Here is an 18162-nt window from a genome sequence, read left to right as displayed (position 1 = left end):
TGTGTGTTGGTGTGGTCGCGTTGTCGTCTCGTTTACAGCGCCTACTGCGCCGCTGCATCGCCGCGAGGCGGTGACGCCAGCGCGATCGCCACGGTGGCGAACACGCTGAGCGCCGCGCAGACGTAGAACACGGGGCCGTAGGTATGGATCGCCTCGAAGGTCACACCGGCTCCAGCGGCCAGCGCAGCGGCCGCGGCCGTACCGGCCGCCAGCAGCGCGCCGAAAACCGCGGGAAAGGCGCGCGCACCGAAGTAGTTGCCCAGCATGGCCATCAGGCAGACCTGCGATGCGCCATAGCCGAGGCCCATCGGCAGCGCGAAGAACCACAGGCCATCGGAGCCCTGGGGATGCGCGGCAAGCACCAGCCCGACCGCCATCAGCGCCATGGCGACCACGCCGATGCGGTGCGGTGGAATCCGGTCGCCCAGCGCGCCCGCGGCGAGGTTGCCGACCAACGAGGCACTCACCATCACAGCCACCGCACGGGCGGCCTGTTCGGCGGTGTAGCCCACATCGCGCAGGTGGATCACGCCATGGGCCATGAACAGGATCCAGTCGATCCCCACCGCGGTCGAGAAGACGGCGATGCACCAGAAGGCCGGCGTGCGCACCGCCTGCCTGAAGGTCCATGCACGATGGGTCTTGTGCACGCGGCCCTGCGTCGGGCGCTCGTGAATGGGCGGCGCACCGACGTCCTGGCCACCGTCGCGGCGCAACGTGAAGGTGATCGCCAGCAGACCGACGCCGGCCAGCGCCGCGATCAGCATCCAACCGCTGCGCCAGTCATGGCCGGCCACCACGCCTTCCAGCGCTGGCGCCGCGACGATCCCGCCGATGTCCACGGCCGACAGCACGATGGACACCGCCAGCGCCCGCTTGTCGTGGAACCAGTAGGTGACGGCGGCCTGCGCCGGCAGCACGCCCGCGGTGGCCACGCCGCCACCGATCAGCACACCGAAACACAGCGCGAACTGCCAGCCGTGCTGCACCACCGTGGCGATCAGCAGCGCGCCCGCCAGCACCATGGCACAGCCCGTGAGCATCACCGGCCGCACGCCGAAGCGGCGCACCGCGGCGGCCACCAGCGGACCGGGCACGCCCATCATCATCACGAACACGCCGAAGGCCAGGCCATACACGCCCCGGTCCATCTGCAGTTCCTGAACCATGTGGGCATTGAGCACGCCGCCGCCCACGCTCGGCAGCGCCACCACGACGGCCACCACGAACCACAGCGCGGCCAGCAGCCGCCAGCGGTAGCCCGGCGCGGACCGCGCCACGTCGAGCGCCGGGCGCCCGACCATCCCATGTACTTCAAGGGTCATTTCTTTGTCTCCAACAGGTATTTCTTATGCGGCACGGTTGCGGGCCCGTGCCATGCCCGATGCGCAGGCTGCGGGGTCAGGGGCGCGGCGGCATGCCGGGCATGCCCGGGCCGCCCGGGGGTTGGGTCGCCACATCGGGCAGGCCGCCAGCGAACATGGCGAACGGCGGCAGGCCCAGCAGGTGACGGCCATGCAACTCGGCCGTGGGATCGACGCGCACGGCACCGTGCGTGTTGGCCACCCGGATGTCGCGCACGAAGCGCTGGATCGGGTTGCCCTCGCCCACCGTCGATGAGCCCAGGCACAGCTGCAGCATGCTGACAGCGTCGTCGCAGAGCTGGCGGCCATAGACGGAGTTCATCTGCATCTGCGACTCCTGGTCCAGCGAGAGGCCGGCGCCATCGATCGCCGAGCGGTCGACGATCTCGGCCATCTCGTGCAGCACGGCGCGCGTCAGGTCGATCATGGCGGCGGCCTTGGCCGCCACCATCTGCGTGGACGCGGCATCGGCGATGGTCGGGTACGGCAGGTTGAAGGGCTTGAGCTTCTTGGCCTGCTCGATGAAGCAGTCCAGCGCGCCGCGCGCCATGCCATAGGTCACCGCCATGTTGGTGAGGTTGGTGACCATCATCAGGCCGCGCGCATCGACCCGGTAGGCCAGGCCTTCGTAACGGCCGTTCAGCGCGTCCATGCGGGCGGGAAGCTCGGCCATGTCGACGAAGCGATGCTGCGGCACGAAGGTTTCATCCGTGGTGCGCAGGCTGTTGCTGCAGGTGCCGCGCATGCCCATGACCTTCCAGTCGTCGAGGATCTCGTACTGCTTGCGCTCGAGCAGCACCATGCCACGCCGCGGGCCTTGCGGGCCCATCAGCTCGACACCGACCGCTGCCCACGCCGCATGCTTGCAGCCGCTGCCGAAGTGCCAGGTGCCCTTGACCATCAGACCACCGTCGACGCTGCGCGCCTCGCCCACCTTGGTCGAGAAGATCGATGCACCGACCGCCCAGGGGCCGATGGCGTTGCGGCCAGTCTCGGCCAGCTCCTGCAGCGCCAGCTCCGGGAAGCCCAGCAGGTTGCGCACGCCGCCAGCGACGAAGCCCAGCCAGCCGGCCGCGCCGTCGCCACGGCCCATCTCGGCCACGATGTCGACCACGTCGCGAATGCCCAGCGCATGTCCGCCCAATTCCACCGGCGTCGTCAGCATGAAGGCGCCAGTGGCGTGCAGCGCTTCCAGCGTCTCCTGCGGCATGGCGCCGATGCGCTCGCCTTCGAGCGCATGGCGCCGCATCAGGGGGATCAGCGCGCTCACCTGTTCTCGGATGCGCGCACCCGTCTCGGTCACCAGGGGCACGCCCTTGTAGGTCGGCGTAAAGGAAGTCATCGAGGTGTCTCCAGAATATTCATCGGTCAGGCATATGGAACCCGCCGCCGCGATGCCGGCAGCGATGCGATGGCGGCAGTGTGGAAGCCACGCGGCGCCGCGCGAAGTGACGACACGTCACACGCAACGTCGCGCCGGCCACGCCACGCCGGCCGCAACGTGGCGAGACTTCTGCCGCCGCGACGCCGGGCGCACAGTGCGGCGATCCGTCACTGGCCTGGAGTCCTCGTGCCCATCGCATCCACCCCGTTCATCGCTTCTGCCTCGTCCTTCGATCCGCTCTTCCTGCGCCGTGTACTCGGCAGCTTTGCCACCGGCGTGACCATCGTCACCACGCGCGATGCGCACGGTCGGCCGGTCGGGCTGACGGCCAACAGCTTCAGCTCGGTGTCGCTCACGCCACCCCTGGTGCTGTGGAGCCTGGGCCGCGGCTCCGGCTCGATCGACGCCTTCCGCAACGCCGCGCACTGGGCCGTGCACATCCTCGCGGCCGACCAGCAGCCGCTGTCGGAGCGCTTTGCCCGGCGCAGCGAAGACCGCTTCGCCGGTCTGGACGTGGGGCACGGCGTGGGCGGCGTGCCGCTGCTCGGCGGCTGCGCGGCCGTGCTGCAGTGCAGCGCCGTCGCGCAGCATGTCGGCGGCGACCACCTCATCTTCATCGGCGACATCCAGTCCTGCGACCATCGGCCGGACGCCACGCCCCTGCTCTTCCACGCAGGGCGCTATGCGCAGCTGACGGGCGAAGCCTGCGCAGCATGAAGCCCGCCATGGCCACCTTGGCGACTTCGCCTATCTCACTGGCGCTCAGGCCGCGGCCGGCAGCGCCATGCGCTCGATCAGCTGGACGAAGCGGGCGTCGCGCCGCAGGCCGTCGTAGCGCGGCGCGGAACGCAGCAGCAGCAGGTCGGGCAGGATGCGCTGGCCGACTGCCTGGTTGAGTTCAGCCAGCGCCGCGTCGCGCTCGCCCAGGCCCAGATGGATGTCCGCGATCGCCGCATGCGCGGACGCCTCGCCCACGCAGGTCTGCTGCAGTTCGCCGAGCAGTGTGCGTGCCAGATGCTCGCGCCCGTTGAGCGCATAGGCGTGGCCCAGGCGACCCATGAGCACCGGCCAGCGACCGCTCCAGCTGCGCGCGCGCTGCAGGATGGCGATGCCTTCGTCGAACTGGCCGCCGCTGAGTTCGCTGTCGGCCAACAACACGGCGGCCGGCTCGCAGTGCGCGTCGAGCGACAGGGCGTGCCGCGCGGCGCTGGCCGCCTGCGGGAACCGGTGCTGATGGAAATGCAGCATCCCCAGCGTGGCAAAGGCCAGGGGCGACTGCCCGTCGGTGCGGCAGGCCAGCTCCAGCTCATGCTGTGCGGACACGGCGTCGCCCAGATGCAGCGCACACAGGCCGCGCACCACGCGTGCGTCCGAGCAGTCGGGCTCCGCCAGCACGGCGGCGTCGAGCAGCGCCACGGCGCCGTGCCAGTCGAAGTCGACCATGGAAGCCAGCCCGAGCGCCACCAGGGCATCGACCGAGGGCGATGGCGCGCTCAACAGGTCACGGGCACAGCGCTGGCGCAGCGGCACGAACTCGCTGCGGAAGGCCGGCGCCGCGCAGATGTTCCAGGCCAACAGGGTCGCCAGCTGGGACTTGGCCGCGCCGTCCTCTGGATGGTGCAGCAGCCAGGCCTCGATGCGCCGCACCTGGCGCCTGACGCGCTCGAGGTCACCGGCCATGCGCTCGAAGCCGGAACTGAGGATGCTGCGCGCGAAGCTGCCCCGGATGCCGTCAAAGGGCCGTGGGCGGTTCAGGCCCATCGACACCGCGATGGGGCTGGTGATCAATGCCCGGACGATGTCGCGTGCCAGCACGCGCGGCAGGTCGACCATCTCCTGCGGCCGATGCTCGAAGCCCTGAGACCAGAGCTGCTCCTGCCCGTCGGGGCGCACCAGGTGCACGACCGTGCGCAGCGTGGGGCCCACGAGACGCACGCTGCCGCGCAGCAGCCAGTCGGCCTGGCTGGAAGCGGCGAAGTCCGTGCTCGACGGCACATGGACCAGCCGCAGCGCCGGATGGTCGCTGAGTTCCAGCGCCAGTTCGTCCACCACGCACAGCCCGAGGCCTGCGATGTCCGCACCCCCCTCCGGTGACTCCCTAAAGGCCTGCAGCGCAAGAACGATCTGCGACGCTGGTGCCGAGGCAGGCACCACGACCAGCGTGTCGTCCGCGGGCTTGGCGGCCACGCTGCGCAGCACGGGCACGAAGGTGCGCCGAGGCAGCTCGATGCGGTGCGGATTGCCAGCGCCCTCGCCCATGTAGTAGCGCTGCAGCCGTTCACGCAGTCTCCAGGCCTCGGTACGCACGTTGGTGTCGATCCGGGGATCGAAGTCTTCCGAGCACTTGAGCACCTCCACGCCGATGACGTATTCCTTCAGGCGTGCGCCCCGGCCGGCGAGCGTCTCGTCAACCACGAACTGCAGCAGGGTGCTGATGCGGTTGGCACCAGCGAAACAGTCGCTGTCCAGGATGCGGACCAGCTCGCTGCGCCAGGCGTCGTGCTCGGCGATCTCGGGGGAAGATGTGGGACCGGACATGGTGTGGACACGGGGGCCGCTGGTCACTCAGGGCGCCAGACGAGACGTGACGTGACGTTCCCGGCGAAGGATTCTTTCTACACTGGCGCGGCTTTCCATTCCAGACAGGACTTCATGAACACACCGCTTTCCGACCAGACCCTGGCCCGACTCTTCACCGAAGCCCGGACCTTCTCGACCTTCCTCGATCGCCCGGTTCCGGACGACGTCCTGCATCGTCTGTACGAGACCGCGAAGTGGGGCCCGACCTCGATGAACTGCCAGCCGGCGCGCTGGGTTTTCGTGCGCAGCGAAGCGGAGAAAGCGCGCCTGGTGTCGGTCGTTGCGCCGGGCAACCAGGACAAGGTGCGCGCAGCGCCGGTCACGCTCATCGTCGCCTCCGACCGGCAGTTCCATCGGAAGCTTGCGAGCCAGTTCCCGGTCAACCCGGCCGCCGCGCAGATGTTCGAGAGCAATGCCGATCTCGCGCGCGACACGGCGCTGCGCAACAGTTCGCTGCAGGGCGCCTACCTGATCCTTGCGGCGCGCGCGCTGGGGCTGGATGCGGGCCCGATGAGCGGCTTCAACCCCGCCGCGCTCAACGAGGCCTTCTTCCCGGACGGCCAATGGCAGGCCAACTTCCTGGTCAACCTCGGCTGGGGCGGTGCGGCCTCGCTGCGTCCCCGCCTGCCGCGTCTGGCCGACGAAGAGGTCGTGAAGATCCTCTGAGGCGCGCGCGGCGCCGGTGAGCCGCCGCACCGTCACCCTTGCCCCTGCGCTGGCGCAGGCAGCGCGGTGGACTGGGCATGGACCAGACGCCACGCGCCGCCGACATCGCGCCAGAGTTCGCTGAAATAGGCCCGCGCCTGGATGCTGCGGCCCGGCTCGCGCCGCAGCTGGGCGTCCAGTGTCTGCTCGAAACCGAGGCAGACGAAGCCCTCGCCCGCGGACTCGAAGCGCAGGATGCGCTGCAAGCCGGTGACCTGCAGCACCTCGGCGAAGAAGGCCCGCACCCCTTCCTTGCCCTGCACCAGGCCGGTCGAATGCACATAGACCAGTGCATCGTCCAGCGGCTCGGCCATGCCCGCGAGATTGCCCGCGAGCAGGTGCGCAACACGTCGATCGGACAGTGCCCGCACGTCGTTCATGCCAGCGCCTCCTCGCCAACGGCATAGGTCTCGGCCCACGACGCCATCAGCGCACCGACCAGTTCATCGGCCTCGCCTGCGCCATAGACATAGAAGTCCGGGCGCACGAGCACCGCGCTGCATTGCAGCGCGTCGAACCAGCGCCGGTACGTGCCATCGACGTCCTGCGCCGGGCAACCCGGCCCCACGCCGATGCTGCGGATGCCAAGTTCCTCCAGGAACGCGCGCTGGTCCGGACGCAACCGGCTGGCCGGATCGTGGCCTTGGCCGATCAGCACGAAGCCGTTGCCCAGCAGGTCATCGAAGCGCCCGGTGCGGCCGAAGCAGCGGATGCGCCCCTGCGCGCCCAGGCCTCCGGCGTGGGGGTCGCCCGCACGCAGCAGCGGCGAGTCGCCCAGCCGCGGCGCGGGCATGCCGCCCGGCTCTTCCTTGCGTGTTTCGCGCAGTTGCCGGTCGCGCGCCTGGGCAGCCTGCGGGTCGAGCAGGCAGATGATCTTGCCGAGCTCGACTGCGAACTCGACGAGCGCCCGGGCATGCACGCGGCGTTCGTCCGAGTAGCCATCGAGCAGCGCTTCGTTCGCGCGGCCTCGTAACACCAGGTCGAGCCGCCACGCCAGCGACGCGACGTCGCGCAGCCCGGCGCACAGCCCCTGGGCTGCAAAGGGCGGCGTCAGATGGGCGGCATCGCCGGCGATCATCAGCCGGCCGCGGCGCCAGGTCTGCGCCACGGCGGCGCGGAAGGTGTAGACCGCGTGCCGCTCCAGCACGGCGTTCGACGGATTCCAGCCCAGGGGCGCCAGCAGCGACCAGGCCGCCGCAGCGTTGTTGAAGTCCTCCTTGCGCTCACCTTCGAGCATCATGAATTCGAAGCGGCGACGGCCTGGCCCACCCGAGACCATCGTGGTCGGGCGACGCGGGTCGCAGATCTGGATCAGGTCGTCGTTGCACTGCGAGGCGTCCTTGGGCTGCAGGTCGACCACCAGCCAGTCCGCCGCGAAGGCCAGGTCTTCCATGGTCGTGCCCAAGGCACTGCGCACGACGCTGCCGGCGCCGTCGCAACCGACCACGTAGCGCGCGGCGATGCGTTCGACATCGCCCTCGCCTTCCGGTCCGGCGCCGCGGCGTGTTTCCAGCACGACGTGCCCGGGCCGTTCCTGCAGGCCGACGACCGCGCGCCCTTGCAACAGCCGCACCTGGCCCGCATGCTCGGTGCGCACGCGCTCGTCGAGGATGCGCTCGAGCACCGGCTGGCTGAAGCTCGCGCCTCTCGACCAGCCGGAAATCGCCATTTCATGCAGGCCCGGAAAGGCCAGCAGGACCTCGCCTTGCGCATTGCGCCATTCGTAGACCTTGCTCAGGCTGGTGCGCGGCTCGAACTCGGCCATGATGCCCAGCGCCTGCAGCGTGCGCAGCGCCTCGTGGTCGAGCCCCACGGCCCGTGGCAGGCCGAAGAGCGCGGGCCAGCGCTCGATGACGACGACGCGATGTCCATGCTGCGCCAGCCGCAGCGCCATGGCCTGGCCGACCGGCCCGTAGCCCACGATCGCGACGTCGGCAACCTCGGCGGTCACGCCGCCGAGTTTCGGGTTGATGTCTCCGTGCATCTGCATACGCAGTGGTCTCCCAGTATCTTCTTGAAAAATGAAATGTGTGTCGATGACGCGGCTTTGCCGCTCACTGCGGTTGCAGGGCCAACTCGCGGGCCAGGCCCTGGTACAGACGGGCCTGGCCCGCATAGAACTGTTCCAGCTGTTCGAGCGACATCGCCTCGGCGACGTCAACGCCATTGCTCTGCGAGTAGCTCACGACCTCGGGGTCGCGCAGCACGGTCGCCACAGCCGCATGCAGCCGGCGCGTCGGCGCATCGGGCAACCCGCGCGCCACGAACACCGCGGCCCAGGTGCTGTAGACGAAGTCCGCCAGGCGCTTGTCGCCCTGCTTCACCGTCGGCACGCCGGGCAATCGCGGCGAGACGGTCTCGGCAGTCAGACCATAGGCCTTGACCTTGCCCGTCTCGATCAGGGTGGGGATGTTGCCGCCCAGCGGCAGGAAGCTCAGGTCGATCTGCCCGCCCATCAGGTCCTGCAGCATCGGCGGCAGGCCCTTGTAGGGCACCGGCGTGATGGCCAACGCGCTTTTGCGTGCCCACTGCTCGCCCAGCAGATGGATCATCGAGCCGTAGCCGATGTGCCCCAGGGTCAACTCCTTGCCCGCTGACTGGCGCGCCAGCGCCATCAGCTCGCTCAGGTTGGCCGCGTGAAGACCAGGCCGCCCGACCAGCACATAGGGCGTGGTACCGACCAGCCCGATCATGCGCAGGTCCTCAGGCTTGTAGCGCGCACCGAGCATCGCCAGCGGCGTGAGGATGGGTTCGGTCTGGGAACCGATGAGCAGGGGCGTCGTCTCCGGCGCAGCCGTCAGCAGCCGGCGCACGCCCAGCGAGCCGCCCGCGCCCGGCAGGTTCTCGACGATCAGCGTCGCGCCCAGCTCTTTCTGCATCGCCGGCTGCATCTTGCGTGCCTGGGCATCGGTGGGGTTGCCAGCCGGCTGAGGCACGATGAAGCTGACGGTGGGGCCCGGCTGCGCGCCGGCCAGCCCCGGCAGCAGCGCCAACGCCGCTCCGCCGATCACCAGGTCTCTTCTACGGATCGAGGGGCTCATGTCGCGGCACCCGCTCAAGCCGGTTCCAGCACGCGCTGGCCGTTGGTGGCAACCGCCACGCCCGGCGCGCTGAACTCGATCATCTCGGCGCTCAGGTACTCCAGGATCGGCAGGTCGGCAACACCGTTGACCACATGGAAGGTGGTGGGCAGTTGCTCGAAGCTGGCCCGATTCCACGTGACGGAGCCACCCGTCGCACGCCACTTGCGGTACGTGGCATCACCGAACTTGATGGTCTGGGCGCTGCTTTCGTCGCCTGGCTTCGGATGCGAGCAGGTCACGTAGGTCACGTCGCTGCCGCCCGAGCCGAACGGCCCGGTGCGCGGCATGTACTTGTAGAAGATCGGTCCGCCCTTGGGGCCGAGCAGGCGCTTCTCCTGCACCTCCACTTCTTCGAGGCCGTGCATCTCCAGCTCGAAGAACTTGTGATCGAACCAGGACGCCTGGCCGGCCACCTTGCCCGTCTCGGGCTGCAGGCGGACATCGGGGATGTCGGCAAAGAGCTTCGGAAAACCCAGCTCCTCGCGACCCGTGGTGATCGCATCGGGACGGCCTTCCCAGAGCACCAGGCACAGCGCGCCTTCGATGCGCTGGTCCTTGCCGGTGTAGGTGACCGGCACTTCGACATTGACGATGCCGTAGCCACGGCCGGCCAGCCAGTACAGGTTGCGGAAGAAGCCCAGCGTGACGTGGACTTCCGGTGCGGTCAGCTCGAAACCCGGTGGTAACAGGGCCTCCAGCTTGGTGCGGTCCGATCGGTAGGCGACGGTTGCCCATTGCACATTGGCGGTGCCGCTCTCCTCGGCAGTCCAGGGCGTGCCGTCCGCTTTCTGCCGCGGGCCGGGCGCCGGACCGAAGACCACGGGCATGCGGTAGCGCACATTGGGTTTGAATTCGAATGTCATGAGGGCTCCAGGCTTTCAGGGATTCAGAAGGGATAGTGGCGTTCGGTCGTCTGCACGGTCAGCCAGCGCAGCTCGGTGAACTCATGCACGCCAGCCCGGCCGCCGAAGCGGCCGACGCCGCTGGCCTTGACACCGCCAAAGGGCATCTGGGCTTCGTCATGCACGGTGGGTCCGTTGATGTGGCAAATGCCGGACTCGATGCGCTTGGCGACTTCCATCGCACGCGCGATGTCGCGGCCGAACACGGCCGAGGCCAGGCCGTACGCGTTGTCGTTGGCGCAGGCAATGGCCGCCTCGACGCCGTCCACGCGCACGATGGCCTTGACCGGACCGAAGGATTCCTCGCCATAGATCTTCATCGCAGGCGTCACATGGTCGATCAAGGTCGCGGGGAACAGCGTGTCACTGGCCTTGCCGCCACAGACCAGGGTCGCGCCCTTGGCCAGTGCGTCGTCGATCAGGTCGTTGCAGCGCGCCACGGTGTTCATGTCGACCACCGAGCCCAGCACCACGGGTGCCGGTCCGCGCGGATCGCCGTGCGGCAAGGACTTCGCCTTGACGGCCAGCTTGGCCACGAACGCGTCGGCCACTTTCGTGTCCACGATGATGCGTTCGGTCGACATGCAGATCTGGCCCGAATTCGCGAAGGCGCCGAAGGCGGTGCCGCTGACGGCCGCGTCCAAGTCGGCATCGTCGAGCACCAGCAGCGGCGCCTTGCCGCCCAGCTCGAGCACGGCCGGCTTGAGATGGGTCGCGCACAGCTGCGCGATGATGCGGCCGACGCGGGTCGAGCCGGTGAAGTTCACGCGGCGCACGGCGGGGTGGGCGATCATGGCTTCGACCACCGCGCCGGCATCGGCCGGCGCGTTCGTCACGAAGTTCACGACCCCATCGGGCAGGCCGGCTTCCTGCAGCACTTCGATGATCAGTTGGTGCGTGCGGGGGCACAGCTCCGAGCCCTTGAGCACGACGGTGTTGCCGCAGGCCAGCGGCGTGGCAATCGCGCGCACGCCCAGGATCACCGGCGCATTCCAGGGCGCCATGCCCAGCACCACGCCGGCCGGCTGCCGCACCGCAAGGGCCAGGCTGCCCGGTGTGTCCGAGGGGATGACCTCGCCGCTGATCTGCGTGGTCAGCGAAGCGGCCTCCTGGAACATGCCCACGGCCAGGTGGGTGTTGAAGCCGCCCCACAGACCGGTCGCGCCGGTCTCGGCGGACATTGCCTCGATGAACTCGGGCGTACGGGCTTCCAACACCTCGGCCGCCTTCAGCAGCAGCCCGCGGCGCTCGCTCGGGCCCATCGCTGCCCAGGCAGGGAAAGCCGCAGCAGCCGCATCGACGGCAGCCAGGGCATCGGCCACGGTGGCCGCGGCCGCACGCGACACGACCTGTTCGGACATCGGGTTGCGGCGCTCGAAGGAGGCGCCGCCGGCGGCCGCGCGGGACTGACCACCGATCAATAGTTCAACGTCAAACATGCATCATTCCTTGGATAGAAAAAGAGAGGAAATTCATTGCGGCACCAGCTTGACCGCCTGGGCCACGCGCCGGTAGCGAGCCGTCTGCTCGGTCAACATGCGCTCGCCGTCGTCGAGCGTCATCGGGCTGCCGGCCACAGCACCACCCATGGCCACCTGCTGGCGAAACTCCGCGTCCTGAACGGCCTGGCTGATCGCGCCATTCAGGCGCTGCGCCACGTCCAGCGGCACGGTGCGCGGCACGAACAGTCCGCCCCAGATCTCGTAGACGAAGTCCTTGAAGCCCAGCACTTGGGCAAAGGTCGGCACCGCGGGCAGGCGGTCGAGCCGCCGGGTGTCGGTGACGGCGTAGGCGCGCAGCTTGCCCTGCAGCACCAGGTCGACGACATTGCCCGCGGCGGGAAGGATGGCCAGGTCGACCTGGCCGCCCATCAGGTCCTGCACCAGCGGCGAGACGCCCTTGTAGGGGGCGTGGGTCAATGTCAGCTTCGCGCGGATCGCGAAGTCCTCCATGACCAGGTGGTAGAGCGAGCCCAGGCCGATGCTGCCGTAGGTCAGGCCTGCGGCCTGCGCCCCTTGCGGCTTGCGCGCCAGGGCCACGACATCTTCCAGCCTGGCCGCCGGCAACTGCGGGCCGCTGACCAGGAGCAGGGGGGCCGTCGACGCCAGCCCCAGCATGCGCAGCTGCTCGGGCCGGTGCTTGACCGAGGCCATCGCCAGCGGGCTGAGGATCACGTCGCTGGGCGTGCCCATCAACAGCTGCTGGCCGTCCGGCGGTGCGGCCAGCAGCTTCTGGATGCCGATCGAGCCGCCCGCGCCGGCGACGTTGTCGATCACCAACGTGCGGCCCAGGACCTTGCTCAGCGGCGCTTCCAGTTGGCGCGCGGTCACGTCCGCCGGGCCACCCGCAGGGTACGGGACGATGAAACTCATCGGGCGGGAGGACGCAAACAATCCTTGGGCATGGACCCCGCTGCAGGCCAGTGCGGCGGCACTCAGGAAAATACGACGGTCGATGGGTAGCGTCATGGCAGGCTCCGAAGCTTCTGGGGCGGCGCTCGATTCAGGCGGAGGCCGGCTCCGCCAGCACGCGGTTCTCGATGTGCCCGAGCCCGTCGATGGCCACCTTGACCACGTCGCCCGGCTGCAGGAACTTGTCCAGCGCAATGCCGACATTGGCGCAGGTGCCAGTGGCGATGAGGTCGCCCGGCTCCAGGGTCATGACCTGCGACAGCTCGTGGATCTGCTGCCAGATGTTGTAGATCATCCCGCCGGTGCTCGCGCTCTGGCGCTGCTCGCCGTTGACCCACAGCGTCATCTGCAGCGCATGCGGATCGGCGATCTCGTCGGCCGTCGTGATCCAGGGGCCGATCGGCCCGTGGCTGTCGAAGGACTTGCCCAGGGTATAGGTAGGGCTCTTGAACTGCCAGTCGCGTGCGGTCACGTCGTTGCAGACGAAATAGCCGCCCACCACGCTGGGTGCGTCGGCCTCGCTCACGTAGCGGCAGCGCTTGCCGATGACGACGCCCATCTCTGCCTCGTAGTCCATCTTCTCGGAGACGCGCGGCTTGAAGATCGGATCGAAGGGGCCGGTGATGCAACTGACCTGCTTGTTGAACCAGAGCTGGTTCTTGGGCACCGCGATGCCGGCACGTGCGGCCTCCTCCGCATGGTCGTGGTAGTTCATGCCGATGGCCATGTACTTTTGCGCATCGGGGATCGGTGCTTCGAGCTTGACGTCGGCCAGCGCAATGCCGGGGTGCTGCCGGCGGGCCAGCGCTTCACCCAGGCGCTGGATCAGCGCGGGGCCGGCGGCCAGGACCTCGCGGATGGTGGCTGGCGCGGCGGGGTCGAGCGCGGCAAGCGGGACGATGCGATCGTCGAGGACGGCGCCGATGGCGGTGCGGTGGTCGAGGGTGTAGCGGGCGAGTTTCATGCTGCGATTGCTTGGGTCAGGAGAGAAGGAAGGCGAGGAAAGGCTCAGGCGAAGAATTCGGGGGACAGGGCCGGTGCCCATTGCCGCAGTTCGTCGTTGTTGATCTCTGCCGTACCGACCGGCGTGTGGTCGTTGACCAGGTCGCCATCGGTCCAGTGCTCGATCTTGTTGCCGAAGGGGTCGCGCCAGTAGTCGAAGAGCTGGCTGCCTTGCACGTGGCGGCCGACCCCCCAGGAGTGCTGCCAGCCGCAGGCCTTGAGGTGCTCGCCGCCCTGCACGACGTCGTCCAGGTCGAGCACCTCGAAGGCGCTGTGGTCGAAGCGCGCCGGGCCATCGGGCGAGGCGATCAGTGCCACGGTGTGATGGTCGGTCCACTGCTCGCCCAGACCGCAGTGCATGAAGGCGGCGATGACGTTCTCCTCCCGGCCCGCCCAGTACGTATCGGACACGCGCAGTCCGAGCACATCGCGGTAGAAGGCCAGCGTCCTGGCGAAATCGGGCACGAGCAGGGCCAGATGGCCCAGCCGCATCACCGCGCTCGGCGCCGGCTTCAGGCGGATCGCCTTGCCGAGCCGGCGACGTTCGCTCGCCGAGTTCATCGCGTTCGGCGCGCGTGTGGGCAAGGGGGTGTGCTGCGCCTGGCCATGGATCACATCCACCAGAAAACCGGCAGGATCGGTAAAGCGGACACGCTGCCCGCCGCCCGGCTCGGAATTGTCTTCAACCGGGCGGTTGATCCTTTCTGCAAGGCGCGCGAGATCCTCTGCGCTGGCCACACGCAGCCCAAAACCGACGGTGGCGTTCTCGGCGCCAAGCTCGCTCACGTGCACGTGATGTGCCGGGCCGGCTGCGCGCATGTACAGGGCGGTGGTCGTCCGGGCGGCAACCTGCAGGCCGAAGTCGTTCAGAAAGCGCTCCATCCGCTCCAGGTCCATGACCTGGTATCGGACAAAGGCGATGTCGCTGACGGCAATCATTTAGTGAACACTCCTTCCAAAAACAATGAAACGGCCGAGGTGCCCAGACGGCAAGCCAGACCACTGCTGAAGGCTAACCTCAAAATTATCGATAAAAACTAGTAAAAACCATTATTCATGCAAGCAGCGACCAAGTTTGTTTTCAGCCATCATCTGTCCGTGCCAAGATGGCGGACCGTCGCCCTTACTGCAGCATTGACATCACACATGGATCCCGTCACTACCGCCCCCAGCGCGAAGAGCCTGGCAACCCAGGCCTTCGAACGCCTGCGCTCCGACATCCTCGGGGGACAATTGCGACCCGAGGCACGGCTGCGCATCCAGGCGCTGTCCGAGCGCTATGGCATCGGTGCCACCGCCATCCGAGAGGCCTTGTCTCGCCTGGTGACCGATGGGTTTGTGGAGTTGGAAGACCAAAGAGGTTTCTGCGTTGCCCGCGTGTCCCGCGAGGAACTGATGGACCTCACCCGCACCCGGATCGAGGTGGAATCGCTCGCGCTGCGCAGCGCCATCGAGAGTGGCGACCTGGAATGGGAGTCGGGCATCCTGTCGGCGTTTCACCGACTGTCGAAAACACCGCCCCCGTCCACGCCCGAGTTGCACATCCCGTGGGCCGCGGCGCACCAGCAGTTCCACGAAGCGCTGGTTGCCGGCTGCTCGTCACCCTGGACACGGCGTCTGTGCCGACTGCTCTATGACCAGTCCGAGCGCTACCGCAACCTCGCCGAGCGCTATACCTCGCAGCAAAAGCGCGATCCGGCCATCGAGCACCGCGAGATGATGGATGCAGCCATTGCCCGGCAGGCCGACAAGGCGGTGGCGCTGTTGCACGCCCATTTCTGGGAAACCACGCAGATCATCTTGCAGGCGGTCTTCGGCGACGGTGGGCAGACGCCGGCCAAGCCTGCACGCAAGGCCAGGAAGGCGCCCGATCATCAGGCGCGTGGCGTGGCGGTGTGAAGGTCGACGGTCGGAAGACGGCGCAGGTGCCACAGTGCCAGCAGCGCGAGCACAGCGCACCCTCCGATCCCGATGTCGATGGAGCGCACCAGCGCATCGCGCGCGCCGTCCAGCAGCATCGCCGCATCGTGCCCCGCTGCGGCCATCTGCCGAAGGGGCACCAGGCGTGCCTGGGCGTCGAGCAGCAGGCGCGGATCGGAAAACGCCTGCACATGCGCCTGGGCGCCGTGCACGGAGAACAGGCCTGTCACGGCACTGCGATAGAGCCCGCTCACCAGCGAGCCGGCGATCGCCGTCCCCAGCAACCCGCCGACCAGCCGGAGTGACTGCAGCAGCGCGGTCGCGATGCCCAGGTGGGCGCGCGCAGCCAGCGTCTGCGTGAACAGCGTGAGGTTCATGAAGATGAAGCCAAAGCCCAGGCCACCGCTGAACATCAGCGCCAGCATCCAGCCGAAGGAGGCGTGGCGGCCGCAGGCGGCCAGGCCAAGGCAGGTCAGCAGCAGCAGCGCGAAGCCGATCTGCGGCAGCCGGTTCGGGTTGACCAGCCGCGCCACGATGCGGCCGTTGACGATGGCGCCCAGCGTGATGCACAGCACCAGCGGCGTGATCAGCAGCCCGGCCTCCTTGGGCGAATAGCCGTAGCCGCCCTGGAACAGCAGCGGCAGGTAGAACAGCAGCACGAACATCACCGCGCCCGACAGCACCGAGAGCACGAACAGGCAGCGCAGCGCCGGATCGTGGAACAGCGCAGGCGGCAGCAGCGGATCGGCAATGCGCCGCTCCCACCACCAGAGCCCCGCGAAGGCCGCAAGCGCCAGCGAGCCAATCGCCAGGCTGGCCAAAGCCATGTCGGCATGCGGCAGCCATTCGACAAACAGCTGCAACCCGCCGAGCGCGAGCGCGATCAGCAGCGCACCCGGCCAGTCGAGCCGGCCGTGCAGGCGCTGCGGCGGCTTGAAGTGCGGCAGGTAGCGCCACACGCAGAAGAAGGCGACCGCGCCCAGCGGCAGGTTCAGGTAGAACACCGCGCGCCAGCCCCAGGTCTCGGTCAGCACGCCGCCGAGCGTCGGCCCCGCCGCGTTCACCACGCTGAAGGCGGCCGACAGCAGCATCTGCCAGCGCAGGCGCTGGCGCGTGTCGGGAAAGAGCTCGGGCACGCAGGCGAAGGCGGTGCCGATCAGGATGCCGCCGCCCACGCCCTGCGCGCCGCGGCCGATCACCAGCCAGAGCATGCTCGGCGCTGCGGCACAGAGCAGCGAGGCCAGCGTGAACACGGCGGCCGCCACCAGCACGAAGGGCTTGCGGCCGTAGTAGTCGCCCAGCCGTCCGAAGATCGGGATGGTGACCACCGAGGCCAGCAGGTAGCCGGTGGCGACCCAGGCATAGAGCTCGAAGCCGTGCAGGTCCGCGACGATGCTGGGCAGCGCGTTGCCAATCACCGTCTGGTCCAGCGCCGACAGCATCAGGACCAGCGAGATGCCGAGCATCGCCAGCAGCGACTCGCGCCACGGCCGGTCGGCCGGCGCACTCATTGCAGTGCGGCGACGGCGCGGGCGATGCGGGTGCAGCCCTCCTCCAGGATGTCGATCGAGGTCGCAATCGACATGCGGAAGAAGGGTGACAGGCCATAGGCGGTGCCGGCCACCAGCGCCACACCCTCGCTCTCGAGCAGGTACATCACGAGGTCGCCGTCCTCGGCGAGCGTCCTGCCCTGCGGGGTGGTCTTGCCGATCAGGCCGGCGCAGTTGATGTAGAGGTAGAAGGCGCCGGCCGGCGGCAGGCAGCTCAGGCCGGGGATGGCGTTGATGCGCGCGAGGGTCGCGTCGCGTCGCTGCTTGTAGATCTCGACGCTGTGCGCGACGAAGCTCTGGTCGCCATTGAGCGCTTCCACCGCGGCGGCCTGGCTGATCGAGCAGGGGTTGCCGGTCGACTGCGAGAGCATGGTGTCGAAGGCCTTGATCAGATCGCGCGGGCCGGCCACGTAGCTGATGCGCCAGCCGGTCATCGCATAGGTCTTCGACAGGCTGTTGATGACCAGCGTGCGCTCACGCAGTTCCGGCGCGGCTTCGAGGAAATGCGGCGTGCGCTGGCCATCGTAGCGAATGTGCTCGTAAATATCGTCGGTCATCACCATCACCTGCGGATGCCGCACCAGCACATCGGCCAGCGCGCGGTATTCCTCGACGGTGTAGGCGGCGCCGGTCGGATTGCTTGGCGAATTGAGCAGCAGCCAGCGCGTGCGCGGCGTGATGGCCGCCGCGAGCTGCGCGCCGGTGAGCTTGAAACCGTTGGCTTCCGGGCAGGCGACCGGCACCGGCTGGCCGTCGCAGGCCAGCACCATGTCGGGGTACGACACCCAGTACGGTGCGGGCACGATCACCTCGTCGCCCTGCGCCAGCGTGATGGCGAAAGCGGTGTAGATGGTGTTCTTGCCGCCGGCGGTGGCCATGATCTCGTCGATGGCATAGCTCAGGCGGCTGTCACGCAGCAGCTTGGCCGCGATGGCCTCGCGCAGTTTCACGGTGCCGGCCATCAGCGTGTAGCGGGTCTCGCCCCGGTCCATGGCGGCGGCGGCGGCCTGGCGGATGTGCTGTGGCGTATCGAAGTCGGGTTCGCCCACCACCAGATTCACGATCGACTTGCCCTGACGGCGCAGCTCGTTGGCGCGGTCGGAGGCGGAACTGCTGGGCGAGGGCTTGATGCGCTGTACGCGGGCAGCGATGCGGGAGGTGGTCACTGGGGGTCCTGTGGAGACATCGGAAGAAGGCTCCAAAGGTATGCGCAGGCTCCGGATCGGCCAAGACGACTTCGGTCTGGTTCTATAGGCAACGC

16 protein-coding genes are annotated in these 18162 nt (G+C 68.5%); 3 read left to right on the top strand and 13 right to left on the bottom strand.

The window, feature by feature from the left end; all coding sequences use genetic code 11:
* Positions 1–41: 41 nt before the first annotated feature.
* Entirely contained in the window at positions 42–1325 is a 1284-nt protein-coding gene (locus J2W36_RS15655; RefSeq protein ID WP_307690672.1) for an MFS transporter, read from the bottom strand.
* Between the two features lie 76 nt (positions 1326–1401).
* Positions 1402–2706 carry an acyl-CoA dehydrogenase family protein gene (locus J2W36_RS15650; protein WP_307690671.1) on the bottom strand — a complete coding sequence of 435 codons (1305 nt, stop codon included), beginning with the start codon at positions 2704–2706 and terminating at the stop codon, positions 1402–1404.
* A gap of 228 nt (positions 2707–2934) precedes the next feature.
* On the opposite strand from J2W36_RS15650, the gene J2W36_RS15645 reads away from it, so the two are divergent.
* A complete protein-coding gene (locus J2W36_RS15645) occupies positions 2935–3465 on the top strand; it encodes a flavin reductase family protein (protein ID WP_307690670.1) in 531 nt (176 codons plus the stop codon).
* Positions 3466–3510: 45 nt separating this feature from the next.
* On the opposite strand, the gene J2W36_RS15640 is transcribed toward J2W36_RS15645, so the two are convergent.
* Complete coding sequence (locus J2W36_RS15640; RefSeq protein WP_307690669.1) at positions 3511–5286, bottom strand: tetratricopeptide repeat protein; 1776 nt, start codon at positions 5284–5286, stop codon at positions 3511–3513.
* A gap of 114 nt (positions 5287–5400) precedes the next feature.
* On the opposite strand from J2W36_RS15640, the gene J2W36_RS15635 reads away from it, so the two are divergent.
* Complete coding sequence (locus J2W36_RS15635; RefSeq protein ID WP_307690668.1) at positions 5401–5994, top strand: malonic semialdehyde reductase; 594 nt, start codon at positions 5401–5403, stop codon at positions 5992–5994.
* Positions 5995–6026: 32 nt separating this feature from the next.
* Here J2W36_RS15635 and J2W36_RS15630 read toward each other — a convergent pair whose 3' ends face one another.
* The 8 genes from J2W36_RS15630 to J2W36_RS15595 form a co-directional block, all read right to left on the bottom strand.
* Positions 6027–6413, bottom strand: a complete 387-nt coding sequence (locus J2W36_RS15630; protein WP_307690667.1) for a YybH family protein — start codon at positions 6411–6413, stop codon at positions 6027–6029.
* Positions 6410–8023: a bifunctional 3-(3-hydroxy-phenyl)propionate/3-hydroxycinnamic acid hydroxylase MhpA gene (mhpA, locus tag J2W36_RS15625; RefSeq protein WP_307690666.1), complete on the bottom strand. Its 1614-nt coding sequence runs from the start codon at positions 8021–8023 to the stop codon at positions 6410–6412. Before mhpA ends, J2W36_RS15630 begins: the two co-directional genes overlap by 4 nt.
* Before the next feature lie 64 nt (positions 8024–8087).
* Positions 8088–9074: a tripartite tricarboxylate transporter substrate binding protein gene (locus tag J2W36_RS15620; protein WP_307690665.1), complete on the bottom strand. Its 987-nt coding sequence runs from the start codon at positions 9072–9074 to the stop codon at positions 8088–8090.
* 14 nt (positions 9075–9088) lie between these two features.
* Positions 9089–9979 (bottom strand): acetoacetate decarboxylase family protein, encoded by an 891-nt coding sequence (locus J2W36_RS15615; RefSeq protein ID WP_307690664.1) that lies wholly within the window; start codon positions 9977–9979, stop codon positions 9089–9091.
* Between the two features lie 23 nt (positions 9980–10002).
* The gene (locus J2W36_RS15610; RefSeq protein ID WP_307690663.1) at positions 10003–11457 is read right to left on the bottom strand and encodes an aldehyde dehydrogenase; all 1455 of its coding nucleotides are present in this window, start codon (positions 11455–11457) and stop codon (positions 10003–10005) included.
* A 33-nt stretch (positions 11458–11490) separates the two neighbouring features.
* Positions 11491–12486: a tripartite tricarboxylate transporter substrate binding protein gene (locus J2W36_RS15605; protein WP_307690662.1), complete on the bottom strand. Its 996-nt coding sequence runs from the start codon at positions 12484–12486 to the stop codon at positions 11491–11493.
* Between the two features lie 34 nt (positions 12487–12520).
* Positions 12521–13393: a fumarylacetoacetate hydrolase family protein gene (locus J2W36_RS15600; RefSeq protein WP_307690661.1), complete on the bottom strand. Its 873-nt coding sequence runs from the start codon at positions 13391–13393 to the stop codon at positions 12521–12523.
* Between the two features lie 44 nt (positions 13394–13437).
* A complete protein-coding gene (locus tag J2W36_RS15595; RefSeq protein ID WP_307690660.1) occupies positions 13438–14370 on the bottom strand; it encodes a VOC family protein in 933 nt (310 codons plus the stop codon).
* Positions 14371–14577: 207 nt separating this feature from the next.
* Between J2W36_RS15595 and J2W36_RS15590 the strand changes: the two genes are divergently transcribed.
* The gene (locus tag J2W36_RS15590; RefSeq protein WP_307690659.1) at positions 14578–15330 is read left to right on the top strand and encodes a GntR family transcriptional regulator; all 753 of its coding nucleotides are present in this window, start codon (positions 14578–14580) and stop codon (positions 15328–15330) included.
* Here the strand turns inward: J2W36_RS15590 and J2W36_RS15585 are convergent.
* A complete protein-coding gene (locus J2W36_RS15585) occupies positions 15306–16862 on the bottom strand; it encodes an MFS transporter (protein ID WP_307690658.1) in 1557 nt (518 codons plus the stop codon). The genes J2W36_RS15590 and J2W36_RS15585 overlap by 25 nt on opposite strands.
* Entirely contained in the window at positions 16859–18067 is a 1209-nt protein-coding gene (locus J2W36_RS15580; RefSeq protein ID WP_307690657.1) for an aspartate transaminase, read from the bottom strand. Before J2W36_RS15580 ends, J2W36_RS15585 begins: the two co-directional genes overlap by 4 nt.
* Positions 18068–18162: the final 95 nt, after the last annotated feature.

Origin of the sequence: Variovorax ginsengisoli, from assembly GCF_030811835.1 — a bacterium.
Taxonomy (GTDB): domain Bacteria; phylum Pseudomonadota; class Gammaproteobacteria; order Burkholderiales; family Burkholderiaceae_C; genus Variovorax; species Variovorax ginsengisoli_C.
This window is presented reverse-complemented; position numbering and strand designations above follow the sequence as displayed.